Origin of the sequence: Pediococcus damnosus, assembly GCF_001437255.1 — a bacterium.
GTDB lineage: Bacteria > Bacillota > Bacilli > Lactobacillales > Lactobacillaceae > Pediococcus > Pediococcus damnosus.
Window position 1 is genome coordinate 1 of record NZ_JQBD01000042.1, and the last position, 16,615, is coordinate 16,615.

General features: G+C 36.8%; 16 protein-coding genes and 1 other annotated feature. Of the genes, 2 read left to right on the forward strand and 14 right to left on the reverse strand.

What is annotated here, in order from left to right:
* Nucleotides 1-125: 125 nt before the first annotated feature.
* On the forward strand, nucleotides 126-938 hold the full coding sequence (locus IV84_RS06345; protein ID WP_056986266.1) for a pyruvate, water dikinase regulatory protein: 813 nt from the start codon (nucleotides 126-128) through the stop codon (nucleotides 936-938).
* Between the two features lie 78 nt (nucleotides 939-1,016).
* Here the strand turns inward: IV84_RS06345 and IV84_RS06350 are convergent, their stop codons facing one another.
* From IV84_RS06350 to hisS, 7 genes are all read right to left on the reverse strand, one after another.
* The gene (locus tag IV84_RS06350) at nucleotides 1,017-1,937 is read right to left on the reverse strand and encodes a deoxyribonuclease IV (protein WP_056986267.1); all 921 of its coding nucleotides are present in this window, start codon (nucleotides 1,935-1,937) and stop codon (nucleotides 1,017-1,019) included.
* 12 nt (nucleotides 1,938-1,949) lie between these two features.
* On the reverse strand, nucleotides 1,950-3,146 hold the full coding sequence (locus tag IV84_RS06355) for a CDP-glycerol glycerophosphotransferase family protein (RefSeq protein WP_046870768.1): 1,197 nt from the start codon (nucleotides 3,144-3,146) through the stop codon (nucleotides 1,950-1,952).
* Entirely contained in the window at nucleotides 3,147-4,298 is a 1,152-nt protein-coding gene (locus IV84_RS06360; protein ID WP_056986268.1) for a CDP-glycerol glycerophosphotransferase family protein, read from the reverse strand.
* Nucleotides 4,299-4,313: 15 nt separating this feature from the next.
* Entirely contained in the window at nucleotides 4,314-5,192 is an 879-nt protein-coding gene (locus IV84_RS06365) for a YitT family protein (RefSeq protein ID WP_046870770.1), read from the reverse strand.
* Nucleotides 5,193-5,201: 9 nt separating this feature from the next.
* Nucleotides 5,202-5,732, reverse strand: coding sequence for a peptide-methionine (S)-S-oxide reductase MsrA (gene msrA / locus IV84_RS06370; RefSeq protein WP_046870771.1), 531 nt, complete (start codon nucleotides 5,730-5,732; stop codon nucleotides 5,202-5,204).
* 147 nt (nucleotides 5,733-5,879) lie between these two features.
* On the reverse strand, nucleotides 5,880-7,670 hold the full coding sequence (gene aspS, locus IV84_RS06375) for an aspartate--tRNA ligase (RefSeq protein ID WP_056986269.1): 1,791 nt from the start codon (nucleotides 7,668-7,670) through the stop codon (nucleotides 5,880-5,882).
* Nucleotides 7,671-7,682: 12 nt separating this feature from the next.
* Complete coding sequence (gene hisS, locus IV84_RS06380; protein ID WP_046870773.1) at nucleotides 7,683-8,975, reverse strand: histidine--tRNA ligase; 1,293 nt, start codon at nucleotides 8,973-8,975, stop codon at nucleotides 7,683-7,685.
* 60 nt (nucleotides 8,976-9,035) lie between these two features.
* Nucleotides 9,036-9,216: a binding site (T-box leader), on the reverse strand.
* A 125-nt stretch (nucleotides 9,217-9,341) separates the two neighbouring features.
* Between hisS and IV84_RS06385 the strand changes: the two genes are divergently transcribed.
* Nucleotides 9,342-10,208, forward strand: a complete 867-nt coding sequence (locus IV84_RS06385) for an N-acetylmuramoyl-L-alanine amidase family protein (RefSeq protein ID WP_100078141.1) — start codon at nucleotides 9,342-9,344, stop codon at nucleotides 10,206-10,208.
* Here the strand turns inward: IV84_RS06385 and IV84_RS06390 are convergent.
* From IV84_RS06390 to IV84_RS06420, 7 genes are all read right to left on the reverse strand, one after another.
* Nucleotides 10,205-10,831, reverse strand: a complete 627-nt coding sequence (locus IV84_RS06390) for an HAD-IA family hydrolase (RefSeq protein WP_046870775.1) — start codon at nucleotides 10,829-10,831, stop codon at nucleotides 10,205-10,207. The two genes, IV84_RS06385 and IV84_RS06390, sit on opposite strands and share 4 nt — an antisense overlap.
* A gap of 27 nt (nucleotides 10,832-10,858) precedes the next feature.
* Nucleotides 10,859-11,311, reverse strand: coding sequence for a D-aminoacyl-tRNA deacylase (gene dtd, locus IV84_RS06395; RefSeq protein ID WP_056986270.1), 453 nt, complete (start codon nucleotides 11,309-11,311; stop codon nucleotides 10,859-10,861).
* A gap of 103 nt (nucleotides 11,312-11,414) precedes the next feature.
* Nucleotides 11,415-13,649 (reverse strand): RelA/SpoT family protein, encoded by a 2,235-nt coding sequence (locus IV84_RS06400; RefSeq protein WP_056986271.1) that lies wholly within the window; start codon nucleotides 13,647-13,649, stop codon nucleotides 11,415-11,417.
* Nucleotides 13,650-13,740: 91 nt separating this feature from the next.
* Nucleotides 13,741-14,067 (reverse strand): hypothetical protein, encoded by a 327-nt coding sequence (locus IV84_RS06405; RefSeq protein WP_056986272.1) that lies wholly within the window; start codon nucleotides 14,065-14,067, stop codon nucleotides 13,741-13,743.
* 42 nt (nucleotides 14,068-14,109) lie between these two features.
* Entirely contained in the window at nucleotides 14,110-14,853 is a 744-nt protein-coding gene (locus tag IV84_RS06410) for a 16S rRNA (uracil(1498)-N(3))-methyltransferase (protein WP_046870779.1), read from the reverse strand.
* Between the two features lie 122 nt (nucleotides 14,854-14,975).
* A complete protein-coding gene (gene prmA, locus IV84_RS06415) occupies nucleotides 14,976-15,926 on the reverse strand; it encodes a 50S ribosomal protein L11 methyltransferase (protein WP_046870780.1) in 951 nt (316 codons plus the stop codon).
* 16 nt (nucleotides 15,927-15,942) lie between these two features.
* The coding region (locus IV84_RS06420) for a DNA-3-methyladenine glycosylase (RefSeq protein ID WP_236699017.1) at nucleotides 15,943-16,615 on the reverse strand (673 nt) is incomplete at its 5' end.

Sequence of the window (16,615 nt, forward strand, 5' to 3'; positions counted from 1 at the left end):
GACCATCTAGGAAAACCTTACACTAACACCACTGTTTTCTTAAATTCATTTTAAAATTTATAAAACCGTTTTCATTGCCCGTCTCATATGGTAAACTTACTCTAAAAGGATGAGGGTGATTGATTATGGCAACAAAAGTATTTGTAATCTCTGATGCAGTAGGTGAAACTGTGGGAGCTGTAGCTAAAGCAGCATCGGCTCAGTTTCCTAGTGAGAAATTTGAATTTGATCGTTATCCGTTTACACAAACAAAATCTTTATTAGATGGCATTTTAAAACGTGCTAAACGCCAAAACGCCATTGTTTTTTCTACATTTGTCAATCCAGAACTAAATCAATTTGCTAAAGAGCAATGTGAACAGGCCGATATCTATTATTATGATGTCTTAACGCCTGCACTTTCTTTATTTAAACAAAAAACTGGTCTTGAACCAGCTAATAAACCGGGATCTGTCCATAATTTAACTGAGGGTTATTTCGATAAAATTGCGGCTATGGAATTTGCTGTAACGTATGATGATGGTAAAGATCCAAGCGGTTTTTTAAAGGCTGATATTGTTCTTCTTGGAGTTTCACGAACCTCTAAAACACCAATGTCGCTTTATTTAGCAAATAAAGGATTCAAGGTGGCTAACTTACCACTTGTTCCCCAGGCTTCTATCCCAGATGAAATTTGGAAAGTTGATCCCAAAAAAATCTTTGGATTAACTACAACGCCAGATGTTTTGAATGATATTCGCCGTCAACGAATGATTTCCTATGGACTTAATCCTGAGTCTTCTTACTCAAATACAGAAGGAATTAAACATGAATTAAGTTATGCAAATGATGTCTTCAAAAAAATTGGCTGTTTGGTAATCAATACTTCTAACAAATCAATTGAAGAAACGGCAACTTTAATTATGGAAAGTTTAGATGTTGATGTCTCAAATGAATAAATAATTTAAAGTTCTTAAAAAATAAGCACCAGTGAAAACAGCCAATTGTTTGGCAATCTTCACTGGTGCTTATTTAAATTATTTTAAAAAAGTATCAATTGGTTTTTGCAAAAGAATATCGGAAATCAAATCTGGATCAAAAGTTTCGTTTTTAAGCATAGCTAACTCATAACCATATGGCGCATATTTCAGCTTGGCATTCTCGGGATCTTTAACCCAAGGTGTTTCCAAGATTTTTGGAATTTTAGTCAATTGTGGATAATGAGCAATTTTGTTTAGAGCCTTAAAACCAATTGTTCCAATTCCAATGTTTTCATGGCGATCTTTATGACTTCCCTGTTCGTTCTTGGAATCATTTAAATGAATGACCTGTAAATAATTTAATCCAATTTTTTGATCGAATTCTTCAAGGACCCCATCAAAATCATCGCGAATGGCATAGCCCGCATCACTTGTATGACAAGTATCGAAACATACAGCAATTTTATTCTGTTGCTTAACTTGGTGAACAATTGAACCAACTTCTTCAAATGTTTTACCAACCTCAGTTCCCTTGCCAGCCATTGTCTCAATCGCAATTTTAACTTCTTGTGACTCAGACAGGATTTCGTCCAATCCCTTTACAATTTGGGCAATCGCAGCTTCTGAACCAGCGCCAACATGGGCACCTGGATGAAGCACAATATTGCTCGCCCCTAAAGCATCAGCACGTTTAATTTCTTCTTTTAAGAATTCCACACCGAATCGAAAGCTTTCTGGCTTTTTAGTATTCCCTAAATTCACAATATAAGGAGCATGAATGATTAAATTAGAAATCTTATGCTCTTTCATTAACTGCTTGCCCTTTGGTATATTAAGCTCGGAAATAGGCTTGCGTCGTGTATTTTGAGGAGCACCAGTATAAATCATAAAGGTATTGGCTTGATAACTAATTGCTGTTTCAACAGAACCTAAAAACATTTTTGGCGCTTTCATACTAACATGTGAACCTAATAACATTTTATTAGCCTCCTAAAATCCGATTGATTCAATCACCTGTTTTGCTGCAGTTCCATTTTCCCAAGTTAAAAAGTTAGCGTCAAATTTATTGATTTGTTCTTGATAGTTTGGAAAACCTTTATTTGCTGAGAAAATTGTTAATTGCTCATAGAATTGATCTTTTTGTGTCACAATCGGTCCCGGACACTGACTTAGATAGTCAAAGTAAAATCCTCGTAAATCACCCGCATAGTGTTTCAAGTCATATGGGAAAAATAATATTGGTCGATGTAAGTTTGCATAATCAAACATTACAGATGAATAATCCGTAATTAACAGATCACTGATTAAATATAATTGATTAATATCTGTATCCGCCATAATTTTAACGCGATCTTCAAAGCCGCGAATATCAATGTGATCTTTGACCAAATAATGGGGACGGATGATTAAAACTGTATGCGCTGGCACTGAAGCAAAAAAGTCTTTCAAATCAAATGGTAAATCAAAACGATAACGGCCTTTATAAATAAAATTATCATCTCGCCAAGTTGGAGCGTAGAGAATAACTTGATCGACATTATCTCCTAAAAGCTTTATTTTCAATTTATTAATTTCTGTCTGATTAGTCGTGATCAAAAGGTCATTCCGCGGATAACCCGAACGAATAAATTTATTTTTAAAACCAAACGCGCGTTTAAAAATATTTTCTGAATAAGCGTTGGGCGCAATTAAATAATCCCACCGAGCAGATTCCTTTTTAAATTCATCATGATATTTTTTCGTTGAAGTGCCAGGTATTTCAACGTTTTCAATATCTAATCCTAATTTTTTTAAAGGTGTGCCATGCCATGTTTGAACATAGATAGTTTGTGCATTTTTATGCCACCACAAAGGCATTCTTGAATTAAAAATCCAATAATTGGCACGTGCTGTAACCCATATCCACTTTAAAGACCAACGCTTAAGCAACTGAACATCTGGATTAGCCTTTTTTACTTGAGCGAAGTTACTTCCCTTTATTCCAAAAAATAAATTATCAGCCGCTTCTGGATGAAGAATTTTTAATTCTCGATAAATGGCAGCCGGATTATCATTTATTGCCTGTCCGTTAAAGCTTTCAAAAATGGTCAAATGGCGCTTGATGGGTAGATGGATTAGACAGTCATTAATTACAACTAAAATATAACGAATTAAAATTTTTATAGTTTGTATCAAACCATGGCGCATTTAGAGGTCGCTCCGTTTCAATAAGAAATTTATTGTTCGGTTAGTCGCATTCCCATCATTAAACTGATTCCAATCATGATTAATTCGATCAATTATGGGCTGATCATTTTTCGGATCAGCCAAAAAAGCTGATAGCTGGTCCACTGTTTTAATTATAATGGGCTGAAACTCAGTTGCAAAATCCGGGCGTAACCCAACAGTTTGTTTAAACTGGAATTGGTCGAAAGCAAATAAGCCCACCTTTTTAGCATTTTTTAGCAAGGTATAGTCAAACAGAATCGAAGAATAATCTGTGATCAATGTTTCAACAACTGTAAGTAGTTCATCAGTTGATACACTTGCATCAATGGATGTTATAAATGGAATTCGATCTTCCCACGCTTTCTCCATGACTTGTAAATGCGGATGTAAACGCAGAATTAAGACACTGTTTTCCGGTAATTGCAAATTCTCAAAACCAGGTGCAAAATCAAACTTTGTTCCCTGGCGGTATGTCGGTGCATATAAAATTAAATGTTTATTTTTTAAATCAGGATAGCGTTTAAAAAAATTTGCTTGCGCTTTTTTAATCCACTCCGAATTTAAAAACTTATCTGAGCGTGGATAGCCTAATCGACGAATTTGATGGCCATCTAAACGATAATTCACTTGAAATGTATCACCCATTTTTTCTGAACCAACCACAATGTCATCCATAGATTCATAAACCTGCTGAAAACGGATATGATCCGAATTCGACCGTTGACTCGTTGTTGGGTCATTAAAGCCAAATTGTTTAATTGCACCATTTGCATGCCAAATCTGGGAAATTCGCATGTGGTTAGTTTTTACTAAAGCTCCTAAAAACGGAAAGTAATTATCGATAATGATCAACTTACTATGCATCAATATTGGAATTACTTTCAAGAATAATTGAGGCCCGTTATCTAGCAATTCCAATTGGACATTTGAAATTTTTTCTAGTTGCTTAGTATGCTTGCCCACTTCTTTTTGATAAAAAACATGGAGATTTAAAGGAGCAATTTGAGCAACTAGTTGTTGGACAAATTCCTGATTATTTCCAAAGCTCATCAAATAAGTAACTTGTGACTTTTTTCTAAAAATAAATAGTAACGACCAGAGTCGAACAAGGAACGTATAGATTACTTTCATGCTTATACCTCGTATTTAAAGTGAAGGTTCATAAAAATGACCCAGAATTGTGACACTACCGGAGATACTTACAAACGCTTTGGGATCAGATTCTTTCATTGCCATTTCAAGATCACTCATTTCATAGCGCGAAATAATTGTGAATAAAATTGTCTTTGGATCATGATTATAGGCCCCCTCAGCACCATGCACAATGGTGATTCCTCGCCGCATATGGTTTTGAATACTATCAATCACACTCTTGGGGCGGTCAGTTACAATCATTACTTGCATTTTTTGCTGTCTAGTATAGGTCATATCCATAACTCTGGCATTCACAATCAGACCAATGGCAGAATAAAATGCAAATGGCCAACCGTAAATAAAACCAGCTGCGCAAACAATCATTGCATTGAAAATGATATTTATTGTGCCAATACTTTTACCAGTCCGTTTACGAATAACCATCCCTAAGATATCTAAGCCACCCGTTGAAATACCATTTTTCAATGCCAAACCAGTTCCGTATCCATTAACAGCACCACCAAAAATTGCACAAATAATTGGATCTGTCGTTAGGGTCATGGGGTGCAATACCTTAATCATGATACTGGCCAAGCCAACAGAAAGAATTGTAAATAGTGTAAAACGATGACCGATTTGATGCCATGCTAGAAAGAAAAGTGGCACATTTAAGACAAAGAGCATCGCCGCAGTCGACAAATTAAAAGGTAGATAACGACTGCTCAGAGTTGAAACCAATTGTGCAAATCCAGTAATTCCAGATGCGTAAATTTTCCCTGGAGTCCAGAAAAAATTCATCGCAATTGAGACTAAAATAGCATAAATAAAGGCAGTTCCAGCTAACGTTGAATACTGATGCCGTTTAGCAATTTTTTTTAACTGTTTATCCATGAAAAGTAATTAATTCTCCTTTTCCCAATGTGATTTTTTAAATGCTTCTCGCCCACCACCTTCTTGCTGTTTATAAACTTCAGGATTTTTCTGATAAAAATCTTGATGAGTTTCTTCTGCCGGATAAAATGGTGCCACGTTTTCAATTCCCGTGACAATTGGCTTGTCAAATTGCTCACGATCCTGTAGCTCTTGCTTAGATTGTTCAGCAATCCTTCGTTGTTCTGCATTATTCACAAAAATAACTGGTCGATAATTATCACCACGATCTTGAAATTGGCCCATTGCATCCGTGGGATCCGTTTGTTGCCAATAAATTTGAACAAGATGCTTATATGACATTACATTTGGATCAAAGTAAATTTTAACTGCTTCTGTGTGTCCTGTTTGATGGGATTTTACTTCTTCATAAGTTGGATTAACTGTATGGCCACCAGTATAGCCAGAAATTACTTTGCTAATTCCTGGTAGTGAATCAAAGGGCTGAACCATGCACCAAAAACATCCACCTGCAAAAATTGCAGTTTCTTCTTCACTCATAGCAAGTCATCTCCATTTTAATTTTAATAAATTACAGATCTATTTAGATTATATCGTATCATAATCAACAGACGATTTCTTAAATTTTACTCTAAGATAAAAATCAGCAGGTAACGTTTTTATTACCCAGCTGATTTTTATTTTTATCTATTCATTTTTGTCATTTTCATTAACAGAAAACAAATGTAATTCTTGTAATTGTTTTTCAGTAACGGGACGAGGTGCTGAGGTCATTGGCTCAATTGCTTTAGAATTTTTAGAGAAGGCAATAACATCTCGAATATTGTCACGACCTGCTAATAAACGGGCAAATCGATCTAACCCAATAGCGAGACCGCCATGAGGTGGAAAACCAGTGTCAAGCGCATCTAACAAGTAACCAAAACTCTTTTGAGCACGTTCCTTAGTAAATCCAAGTGCTTCCAGCATCTTTTCTTGAAGATCACGTTGATGAATCCGGATTGAACCACCACCCAATTCCAAACCGTTTAAAATAATATCGTAGCTTTGGGCATGTGCTTTATGGGCATCTTCATCGTCGTTCATCAAATAATGAATATCTTCTTCATTTGGCATTGTAAATGGATGATGCGCTGGAACCCAACGTTTGTCACCCTCATCATACTCAAATAATGGCCAATCAACAACCCATACATAAGCAAATTTATTTTTAGGAATCATGTTTTGTTCTTTAGCAATTGCGACCCGCAAATAAGATAAGGTATCGGCCACAACTTTGGTACGATCAGCAACAAATAAAAGTAAATCTCCCACTTTAGCACCAGTGGCGGTCAAGATTTGTTTCCGCATTGCATCATCTTTAAAGAATTTTGCGATCGGACCAGAGAAACTATCATCAGTAACCTTAAGCCATGCTAAACCTTTAGCGCCAAAACGTTCCACATATTCCGTATATTTATCAATTGCTTTACGTGAATAAAGGGTAGCTCCGCCTGGAACAGCAATTGCTTTAACTTGGCCGCCCTTTTCAACGGCGCCTGAAAATACTTTGAATTCAGAATCTTTCATAATATCTGAAAGATCTTTCAATTCCATACCAAATCGTAAATCAGGTTGATCGGTTCCAAAACGAGCCATGGACTCATTCCAGGTAATCCGATCAAATGGTAATTTAACGTCAATATCTAAAGTATCTTTCATAACTTTTGCAATCAAGCCTTCAGTTAAATCCTGAATTTCTTCAGCATCTAAGAAACTAGTTTCCATATCAATCTGGGTAAACTCAGGTTGTCGATCGCCACGAAGGTCTTCATCCCGGAAACAACGGGCAATTTGATAGTACCGATCAAATCCAGCTCCCATTAATAATTGTTTAAATAACTGAGGAGATTGTGGTAAAGCGTAGAAATGACCTGCATACAAGCGCGAAGGTACTAAATAATCGCGCGCACCTTCAGGAGTAGACTTCGTCAAATCCGGTGTTTCAATATCAATAAAACCTTCTGAATCAAAATAGCTATGCACAGACTGGGTAATCCGGTTACGAATCATTAATCCACGTTGCATTTCAGGACGCCGTAAATCTAAATAACGATATTTGAGACGTAATTCATCAGAAACATTAATCCCATCTTGAATATAAAATGGCGGTGTCTTAGCTTTGTTTAAAATTTTAGCCTCGTACACCTCAACTTCAACTTCGCCAGTTTTCATATTGGGATTAATTTCTTTTTCAGAACGGGGCACAACTTTACCGTTAATTTCAATAACATATTCACTACGTAATTGATCCGCAATGGCCAATGCAGTTTCAGAAAATTCCTTACTGAAAACTAATTGCACAATTCCTTCTCGATCACGTAAATCAATAAAAATTAAATTTCCGAGATCCCGACGTTTCTGGACCCAACCTTTTAAAACAATTTTTTGATCTAAATACTGTTTATTAACTAATCCAGCATATGTTGTCCGTTTCATTTTATGATCTCCCTACTTTTTTAAGAATTTACCAAACAGCTTTGGAAAATTATCGTAAACATCTTCTAATTTAACTTGTTGTTCGTCACCCGTTGCCATTACTTTTAAATTAACAACTTTTTGAGCCAACTCATCGTTACCAAGTGTAATCACGATTTTGGCATTCAACCGATCGGCCGTCTTAAATTGTGACTTTGGCTTCCGGTCTAAATAATCCTGATCGGTGCTAAATCCATTATTCCGGATTGTTTCCACGATCTTTAAGGTTTCAGATTTTGTTTCGTCGCCAATTCCGACAACATAGACATCCAAAGGACTGATTGTTGGCAATGGTGCTTTTTGAGCTTGCATTAACAACAAGAGACGCTCTACACCCAGCCCAAATCCAATTCCTGGGGTCTCAGGGCCACCGAGCTCTTCAACTAGTCCATTATAACGACCACCAGCACAAACGGTCACATCGCCCTTTCCAAGTGCTTTATCATTGGCCATAATTTCAAAAATTGTATGATTATAATAATCCAAACCACGAACCATAGAAGCATCAACCTGATAATCAATTTGTAAAGTTTCTAAAAGATTTTTTACTGTTTCAAAATGACTGGCTGATTCAGGTGTTAGATAATCTAAAATGGAAGGTGCATCTGCTACGAGTTTTTGATCATCTTTATCCTTGCTATCAAGTACTCGTAATGGATTCTTGTGTAAACGAACTTTTGAATCTTCACTCAATTCATCAAAATGAGGTTCCAAGTACGCAATCAAAGCTGATCGATAAGCTTTGCGAGTTGCTTGATCACCCAACGTATTAATTACTAGTTTCAAATTATGAATTCCAAGCTTTTTCAAAAGATGCATTCCCATTGAGATTACTTCAACATCTAAGTTGGGACTTTCACTACCAAAAGCTTCCACACCAATTTGATGGAACTCGCGCAACCGTCCAGATTGTGGACGTTCGTAACGGAACATAGGACCAGTATAATAAAGTTTGACTGGTTTGATGTGCTCAGGACCATAAAGTTTGTTTTCAACAAATGCCCGAACTACCCCAGCAGTACCTTCCGGGCGAAGCGTAATATGACGATCGCCCTTATCATGAAAATCATACATTTCCTTCGTCACGATGTCGGATGTATCACCGGCACTTCTTGAAAACACTTCAAAATTTTCAAAAATTGGGGTCCGAATTTCATGGAATCGATAATTATCAAATAGTTTTTTTGCGGTGCTTTCGATATAGTTCCATGCAACAGCTTCATCAGGTAAAATGTCAGCTGTTCCTTTTGGACGTTGATACTTCATAATAAATTCCTCCTAATATGGAAATAGAATCTGAAAACAATAAAAAACGCCCTTGTTATTTACAAGGGCGCGCGGCGCGGTACCACCTTAATTATTTACTCAATATAGGTAACGTATTGCAACGGAATCTTACGTAAGATTCACCTCGAAAGTGTCTTTGAATGGTTCCTTTACCCAATCACAGCAATCATGGGCTCTCTGAAAAAGGAAAACACCTACTATTCTTTGTCTCTGGTTTTAATATTAAACTACCATTAAAATTACTAAACTATCTTAGTCCTGTCAAGGGTTCTTCTAGAATTTTTCGCTTTTTGTGGACGATCTGGTATATAATAATGAGAAGAATTTCAAATGGGAGAGGAACCTATGTATACAAATATTCGTACCTCAATTAAAAATAATCGTCTACAAATTTTGATCATTCTTATTTTTTTAATTGCCACGATCACCTTTACACATGCTTTATTTTCCACTAAAACTGTCCGCGTGGGTCTTGACAATGTTGCCGTTCGTCAAGGACCTGCGTTATCTTATGCAAAAATGGGAAACTTAAACGCCGGAAAACGGGTCACTGTTTTAAAGAAGGAAGATGGTTGGATTAGAATCCGTTATAATGATCAGGAACTTGGCTGGATTCCCGGCTGGTTAACTAACCGAAAATTTGGATTCAAAAAAGCCAAAAACTTATCTGAGGCTACCATCATCCTCGATCCTGGACATGGTGGAAATGATTCCGGTGCATTAGGCATTAATCAAAAAAATGAAGAAAAAACTTACACGCTAAAAACTGCCAATGTTGTAAAAGAAGCATTGGAAAATCAAGGAACTCGCGTTTTTATGACCCGTTCTAATGACACATACGTAGGACTGGCAGCAAGAGCAACGTTATCTAATAGTAAGAAAGCTGATGCATTTATCAGTTTCCATTATGATTCGGCGGCGCAAAACAATTCCGGTTCAGGCGATACAACCTATTACTATCATAAAAATACTTCCCTAAAATTAGCAGAGGCTGTTAATTCGCAACTTAAAACAAAAATTAATTTAACCAATCGAGGGGTTGAATTCGGTGATTTTGAAGTAATTCGTGATAACACACAGCCCGCGTTGTTGATTGAAGGTGGCTATATCAATACAAAAGCTGATTTTAATCAGATTAAAACACAAACTTATCGTAAGCAAGTGGCTTCTGCAGTAACAAATGGGCTAACAAATTTCTTTAGCAAAGATTAAACTAAAACCGATAATTCAGACAAATTGTTAATTTTTCGTTCAGGCTGACTGTTTACTTGAATGAGATTATCAGGATCAAAAAGAATTCCCTGAATACCAGCATTATGGGCTGCCGAAATATCAAGATTGCGATCACCAATCATGATGGCGGTCTTTTTTTCTGCCTGAAATTTCTGAATCAAAAAATTCAAGGAAGCCGGATTAGGTTTTCTTGGGAAATTATTGGCTCCCGTGACGGCACCACTAAAAAGCAATTCAAATCCATGTTTCTGTAACAATTTTTTTGCCTGATCGTCTCGATGAGTTAATAAGAAATTACGGCCATGATTTTGAACATTCTTCTGACATATATCATAGGCACTTTCAAATGGTTGAGCGTTTGCTAACAGTGTTGCTTCATTACTTCGATAGGTTTGTTCTAAATCTTCAGAATTCAATTTATTCTTCGCAGCTACTGTTTTCAATGTTTGGCCTAATGATTCCTGGCGCATTTGCCGATACAATTCGTGTAAATCTTGGTTAGTGACCGTGATGCCGTTTGTCATCAATGCATGTTTAAAGCTTTTGACCATGATTGGATACGTATCAAACAATGTGCCATCAAAGTCCCAGAATAAATCCATAATGCAACCTCCATTTATTTATTAAATTTATTTTTGTAGTTGATCAGTATCAAAAATGATTGTTACAGGCCCATCATTTTGTAAATCTACTTGCATATCAGCACCAAATTCACCAGTTGCAACCGTCATCCCTGCTTCTCCAAGTTTTTTATTAAATGTTTGATATAATATTTCTGCTTTTTTCGGATCACCAGCTTCAGTAAAACTAGGCCGATTGCCATGTTTTGTATTGGCATAAAGTGTAAATTGTGAAACAGATAAAATCTGCCCATCTACTTGTTTGATGTTTAAATTCATTTTTTGATTTTGATCTTCAAAAACACGAAGATTTGTTATTTTATGAACTAAATAATCAAGTTGCTCCTCTGTGTCTTGATCCTCAAATCCTACCAATAAAAGATAACCTTGAGAAATTTTTCCTACTACTTTTTGCTCAATTGACACCTGAGCACGTTTAACCCGTTGTAAAACTACTTTCATTTTTGCATTTCTCCATTCATAGCTAATGTTACAAAGAAAAAGCCCAAATTTTAAAGCAATTCGAAAGAATCGAACTACATTTGGAATTCAGGCCTTACTTTATTTAATGTGACGGACGTTCCACAACGTAGACGTCTTTCACGGTTTTCAAATTATCCATAATACGATTTAAATGTTCTAAATTACGAACACCAACGGTTAAACTAATCGTAACCATGCGATTATGGTCAACTTTGCCATTGACAGAATTCAAATAACGCGTTGTATTATTCACTTTTTTCAAAATATCATTCAGCATCCCATTTCGGTTATATCCTTGAACTTCCAGATCTGCCGAATAGTTATTATGGGAATCATTTGGATCTGCCCATTCCACGCCAATCAACCGTTCATCTTGATTTTCAGCGTGGATAACATTAGGACAGTCTTCCCGGTGAACTGAAACTCCACGGCCTTTGGTAATGTATCCGACGATAGGATCACCTGGAACTGGATTGCAGCAATGACTCAAACGAACCAAAAGATTATCAGCGCCCTCAATGATGACACCACTAGAAGAACTTTTCTTCTTGCGTTCTTTTTCAGTCTCATTTTCATTTGAAATCGTATGATGGTCCTCAAGAAGTTCCTTCTCTTCACGGCGCTTGCGATCCTCTTCTTGCTTAGCACGCACATCATCAGTTAAACGATTAGCAACCCCAGTAGGAGCCAAATCACCAAAGCCAACAGCCGCATACATATCATTAACTGAAGTGTAGTGCAATTTGGTTGCCACTTTTTCCAGCCTATCCGTTTCCAAGATAACAGTTGGATCAAACCCTGTTTGACGTAATTGATGTTCAATAGCTTCCCGGCCCTTTTCAACATTTTCAGATCGATCTTCTTGGCGGAAAAACTGTTTGATTTTATTACGTGCTCGTCTAGTCGAAACTAAATTAATCCAATCGCGACTTGGACCAACTGAATTAGCAGAAGTCAAAATATCAACAATATCGCCATTCTTGATCTTATAATCTAGTGGCACAATTTTGCCATTTACCTTAGCACCAGTTGCATGGTTCCCCACCTCAGTATGAATTGTATACGCCATATCAAGTGGACCAGAGCCCTTTGCTAGTTCAAAAACATCGCCTTTAGGAGTAAATGCATAAACCCGATCACCAAAGAGATCCCCTTTGACAGAATCCATAAAATCAGATGCATCTTTACTTTCATCCTGAAGTTCAACAATTTCCTTAAACCAGTTTAATTTATTGCCAGTATCACTTGATTCAACCTTATCAGTTTTACCTTCTTTATAGGCCCAGTGAGCGGCAACACCATATTCGGCAACCCGGTGCATCTCTTCAGTTCGGATCTGAACTTCTAAGGGTTTACCTTGAGGGCCAACAACCGTCGTGTGCAAAGATTGATACATATTAGCTTTAGGCATTGCAATATAATCTTTGAATCGACCAGGCATTGGTTTCCAACGGGTATGAATTGCACCTAACACCGCGTAACAATCCTTAATAGAATGAGTAATCACTCGAATAGCTAACAAATCATAAATTTGGCTGAACTGTTTATGCTGGTCAACCATTTTACGATAAATAGAATAAATATGTTTAGGACGTCCATAAATATCAACTTCCGTAATTTTTAGATCATCCAGAGCTTTCTTAATGTCCTTGATGGCTAAGGCAATGTATTCCTCACGTTGATCTCGGCGAGAATTCATTAGATGGGCAATTCGATAATATTGCTGGGGATTTAAATAACGTAATGAAATATCCTCTAGTTCCCATTTGATTGTACTGATACCTAAACGATCAGCAAGTGGCGCATAAATTTCCAATGTTTCATTTGCAATGCGTCGTTGCTTATCGGGACGAAGATGTTCCAAAGTTCGCATGTTATGGAGCCGATCTGCTAATTTAACAATAATTACCCGGATATCCTTAGACATTGCTAATAATAGTTTCCGGTGATTTTCAGCTAATTTTTCTTGATTAGATTTATAGCGGATTTTACTAATTTTTGAGACGCCATCCACAATAACCGCAACATCATGACCAAAAAGCTCTTCAATATCGCCTAATGTAATTAAGGTATCCTCAACTGTGTCGTGCAGGAAGCCAGCGCAAACTGTTTCGGGATCCATTTTTAGTTCTGCTAAAATGCCGGCAACTTGAATGGGATGCATAATATAAGGATCTCCCGATTGCCGATATTGATCCTGATGAACATAAGTTGCAAAATCACAAGCCTTTTGGACAAATGCGACGTGTTCTGCGTTCATATATTTCCGACACATATTTAAAACATCCTGAGCAGATAAAACGGGTTCTTGTGACATAATTTAGCCTCCTTTATAAAACTAGAGAACACAAAATCAAATCGATTGTGTGCTCTTTATTTAATCTATTAGTGATTAGTAAATTTGTAAGTTAACTTGTTAAGCCATATGCAATATAGCTAGTAGTCAAATAAATAATCACAAAATAATAACCATATTTCGGTAAGAAGAAGTACGCACCAATCATAAAGAAGATTGGAAATAGCCATATTAACAACCAATGTGCTCGGTTGGCCTTAATCAGAGAACCTAAAATGATGGCGGCTAGCGTGTTAATAATGATCAAAAACCAGAGATCAATAAAGACATGTGAAGCACTTGTAATATGTAAAACAAACGGTAGAAAGATGCCAAGTACAAAAGTGGCAGCCCAATATCGCCATTTTATTTTGTCAAAAAAGCTTAATGTTTTATTCAAATTGATCCCTCCAGTAAAGACTATCAAAGTATATTGCCAATTCTACCTCATTTCAGTAAAAACCGAAATAGCTGTTAAGAAATATAATGGCGCAGTTTCGGCTCGTAAAATTCGCGGCCCCAAACCAACGCTAACAAAACCAGCATCAGTTAAGGTACCAATCTCTGAAGTGGAAAGACCACCTTCTGGGCCAAAAAGAGCCAGTGCTTCGTCATTTGGTCGCATATTGGTAATTTGACGGTGTAATTGGGTATGTTCTCCTTGTTTGGCTGATTCTTCATAAGCAACAATTTTAAATTTTCCAGGCCATTGAACTAATTCCTTTAAACTAGAACAATAAGAAATTGTGGGAATATAAGCTCGATGTGACTGCTCGGCTGCACCTACAGCAACTTTCTGCAATCGTTCAATCTTTCGTGCCACTTTTGCAGTCGGCCATTTGGCAACTGAAAATTCAGTTGGTAAAAAAATGAAATGTCGGGCGCCCATTTCGGTTCCTTTCTGAACAATCGTTTCACTTTTTTCACCCTTAGATAATCCACAAGCAATGGTTACTTCTATCGGTAATTCTACAACATGTTTGAGCTGCTTGGTTGGAAGAACTTCTGCTGACTTTTCAGCGATCCTCTGAATTTTTCCAAGAAAAACCTGATGATTAGCAGCTACAAATTCAGCTTCTTCATTTTCTTTGGCTCGCATCACCCGAACTAAATGATGAAACGTATCACCACTCACCGAAAAAGGTTTTTGGAGTTGAATCGATTGATCTGTAAAATATCGCTGCATTTGATTTACTCCTGTTCATCTTTAATGTTTATTTTGCATCCGCAAAATCTTATTTTCACAACGGATGACCATCCTACTTATATTTTAAAGCCTATTTTACCTCTGTAATACAAATAATGGTTTTATTTTTCATCGCGTGGTATTTGAGCTACTACTGCTCGCCAGTCTTTCATTTTTAAAATTTCGATCACTTTAAATTGTTCATCTTTAAGTGCTGAAATGATTGTTGGGAGTTTGTCCTTAATAATTCCAGATGTAATGAATAGGCCACCCGGTTTTAAACAAGTTTTTGCCTGAGGAACAAGTGGCACAATAATCTCTGCCAGAATATTTGCCACAATGATGTCAGCCTGTGCTTGAATTCCGGCCAACAAATCATTTGGTTGGATCTGAACATTTTTAACATCTGGATTTAATTTCAAATTTTCTATTGCAGAATCGACGGCAACCTGATCAAGATCATAAGCTTGGATTTTACTAGCGCCCATCTTGCTAGCCGCGATACTTAAAACTCCAGAGCCCGTGCCAACATCAATAATTTTTTCACCACCACGCATATACATTTCCAAAGCCTGTAAACATAATTTGGTAGTTGGATGAGTACCAGTTCCGAATGCCATTCCAGGGTCTAATTTTAAAATTTTTTCTTCTGGTAACGTTTTTTGATAACTTTCCCAACTTGGAACCACAGTTAAATATCGAGTCACCCTAACTGGATGATAGTATTTTTCCCATTCAGTTTGCCATTCAGTTTCTTCTAATGGTTTTTGGATAACCTTTCCAGCTCCTGGATCCAAGCCAAAATCGGTTAATTTTTTTACTTGAGATTCAATATTGAAAATGAGACTTTCAATGTCACTTGAAGATGCATAATAACCTGTAACCAAGGCACCACTTTCGATGTGAGGAATATCCTCTAAATCTAAAATTTCACCAAATTTACCAGCTCGTAAATTTTTATAGTCTTCAGCATCTTCAATTTTTACCCCATTTGATCCTGCATCTTCAAAAATGACACTTACAGCATCTACGGCTTCATTTGTAGTTTGTACGCTTAATTCAGTCCATTTCATTTATGCTAACTCCTTTTTATTTGTTATTTTCCCAGCCAAACTGCTTGAAATCAGCATCACGTTTGCGCATTTTTGAAACATACGGATTTCCCTTCACAAAATAACGGAGCAGTTCATTTGTCCAAATTCCCTTGTTAGGCACACCGACACGACCACTTTTTCTAATTTTTGTTGGCGTTAAAGGATTTTCTAGATCTAAACATAATGGTCCCTGATTTAAAAGGGTTCCTTTCAATGCTTTGGGAATGCCAAATGCCTGCATTAATTTTCCAGGTCCACTTGTTAATTCATAAATAGACTGAACTGGTCGGTTACTGCGAAAATCGGTCAGACCATCATGAGGTTGAACCGCTCGGATTAAAACACCCTGTGGATCATTTTCACCTTGCGTAATTAAATTAAGTAACAACTGCGTTCTCATCTGATAGATGTAAATTGTTCCAGCTTCATGATACAAAGGTTCGTTTTTGGGAGTTCGACGATTCTGAAATGCATGAGCTGCCTGATCCTTTACACCAACGTAAGCCTCATCTTCAACAATGTAAGCACTCATTAATTCATCAGCGCTTTTGAATGTAAGCTTTTTCCCCAATAATTCTTGTGCAATTTCAGAAGTTGGTCGTCCGGTTAAAAATTTTTGCACTTGTTTAAAACTAGTATGTAAAAGGCACCCGTAAAATGTAGGAAAA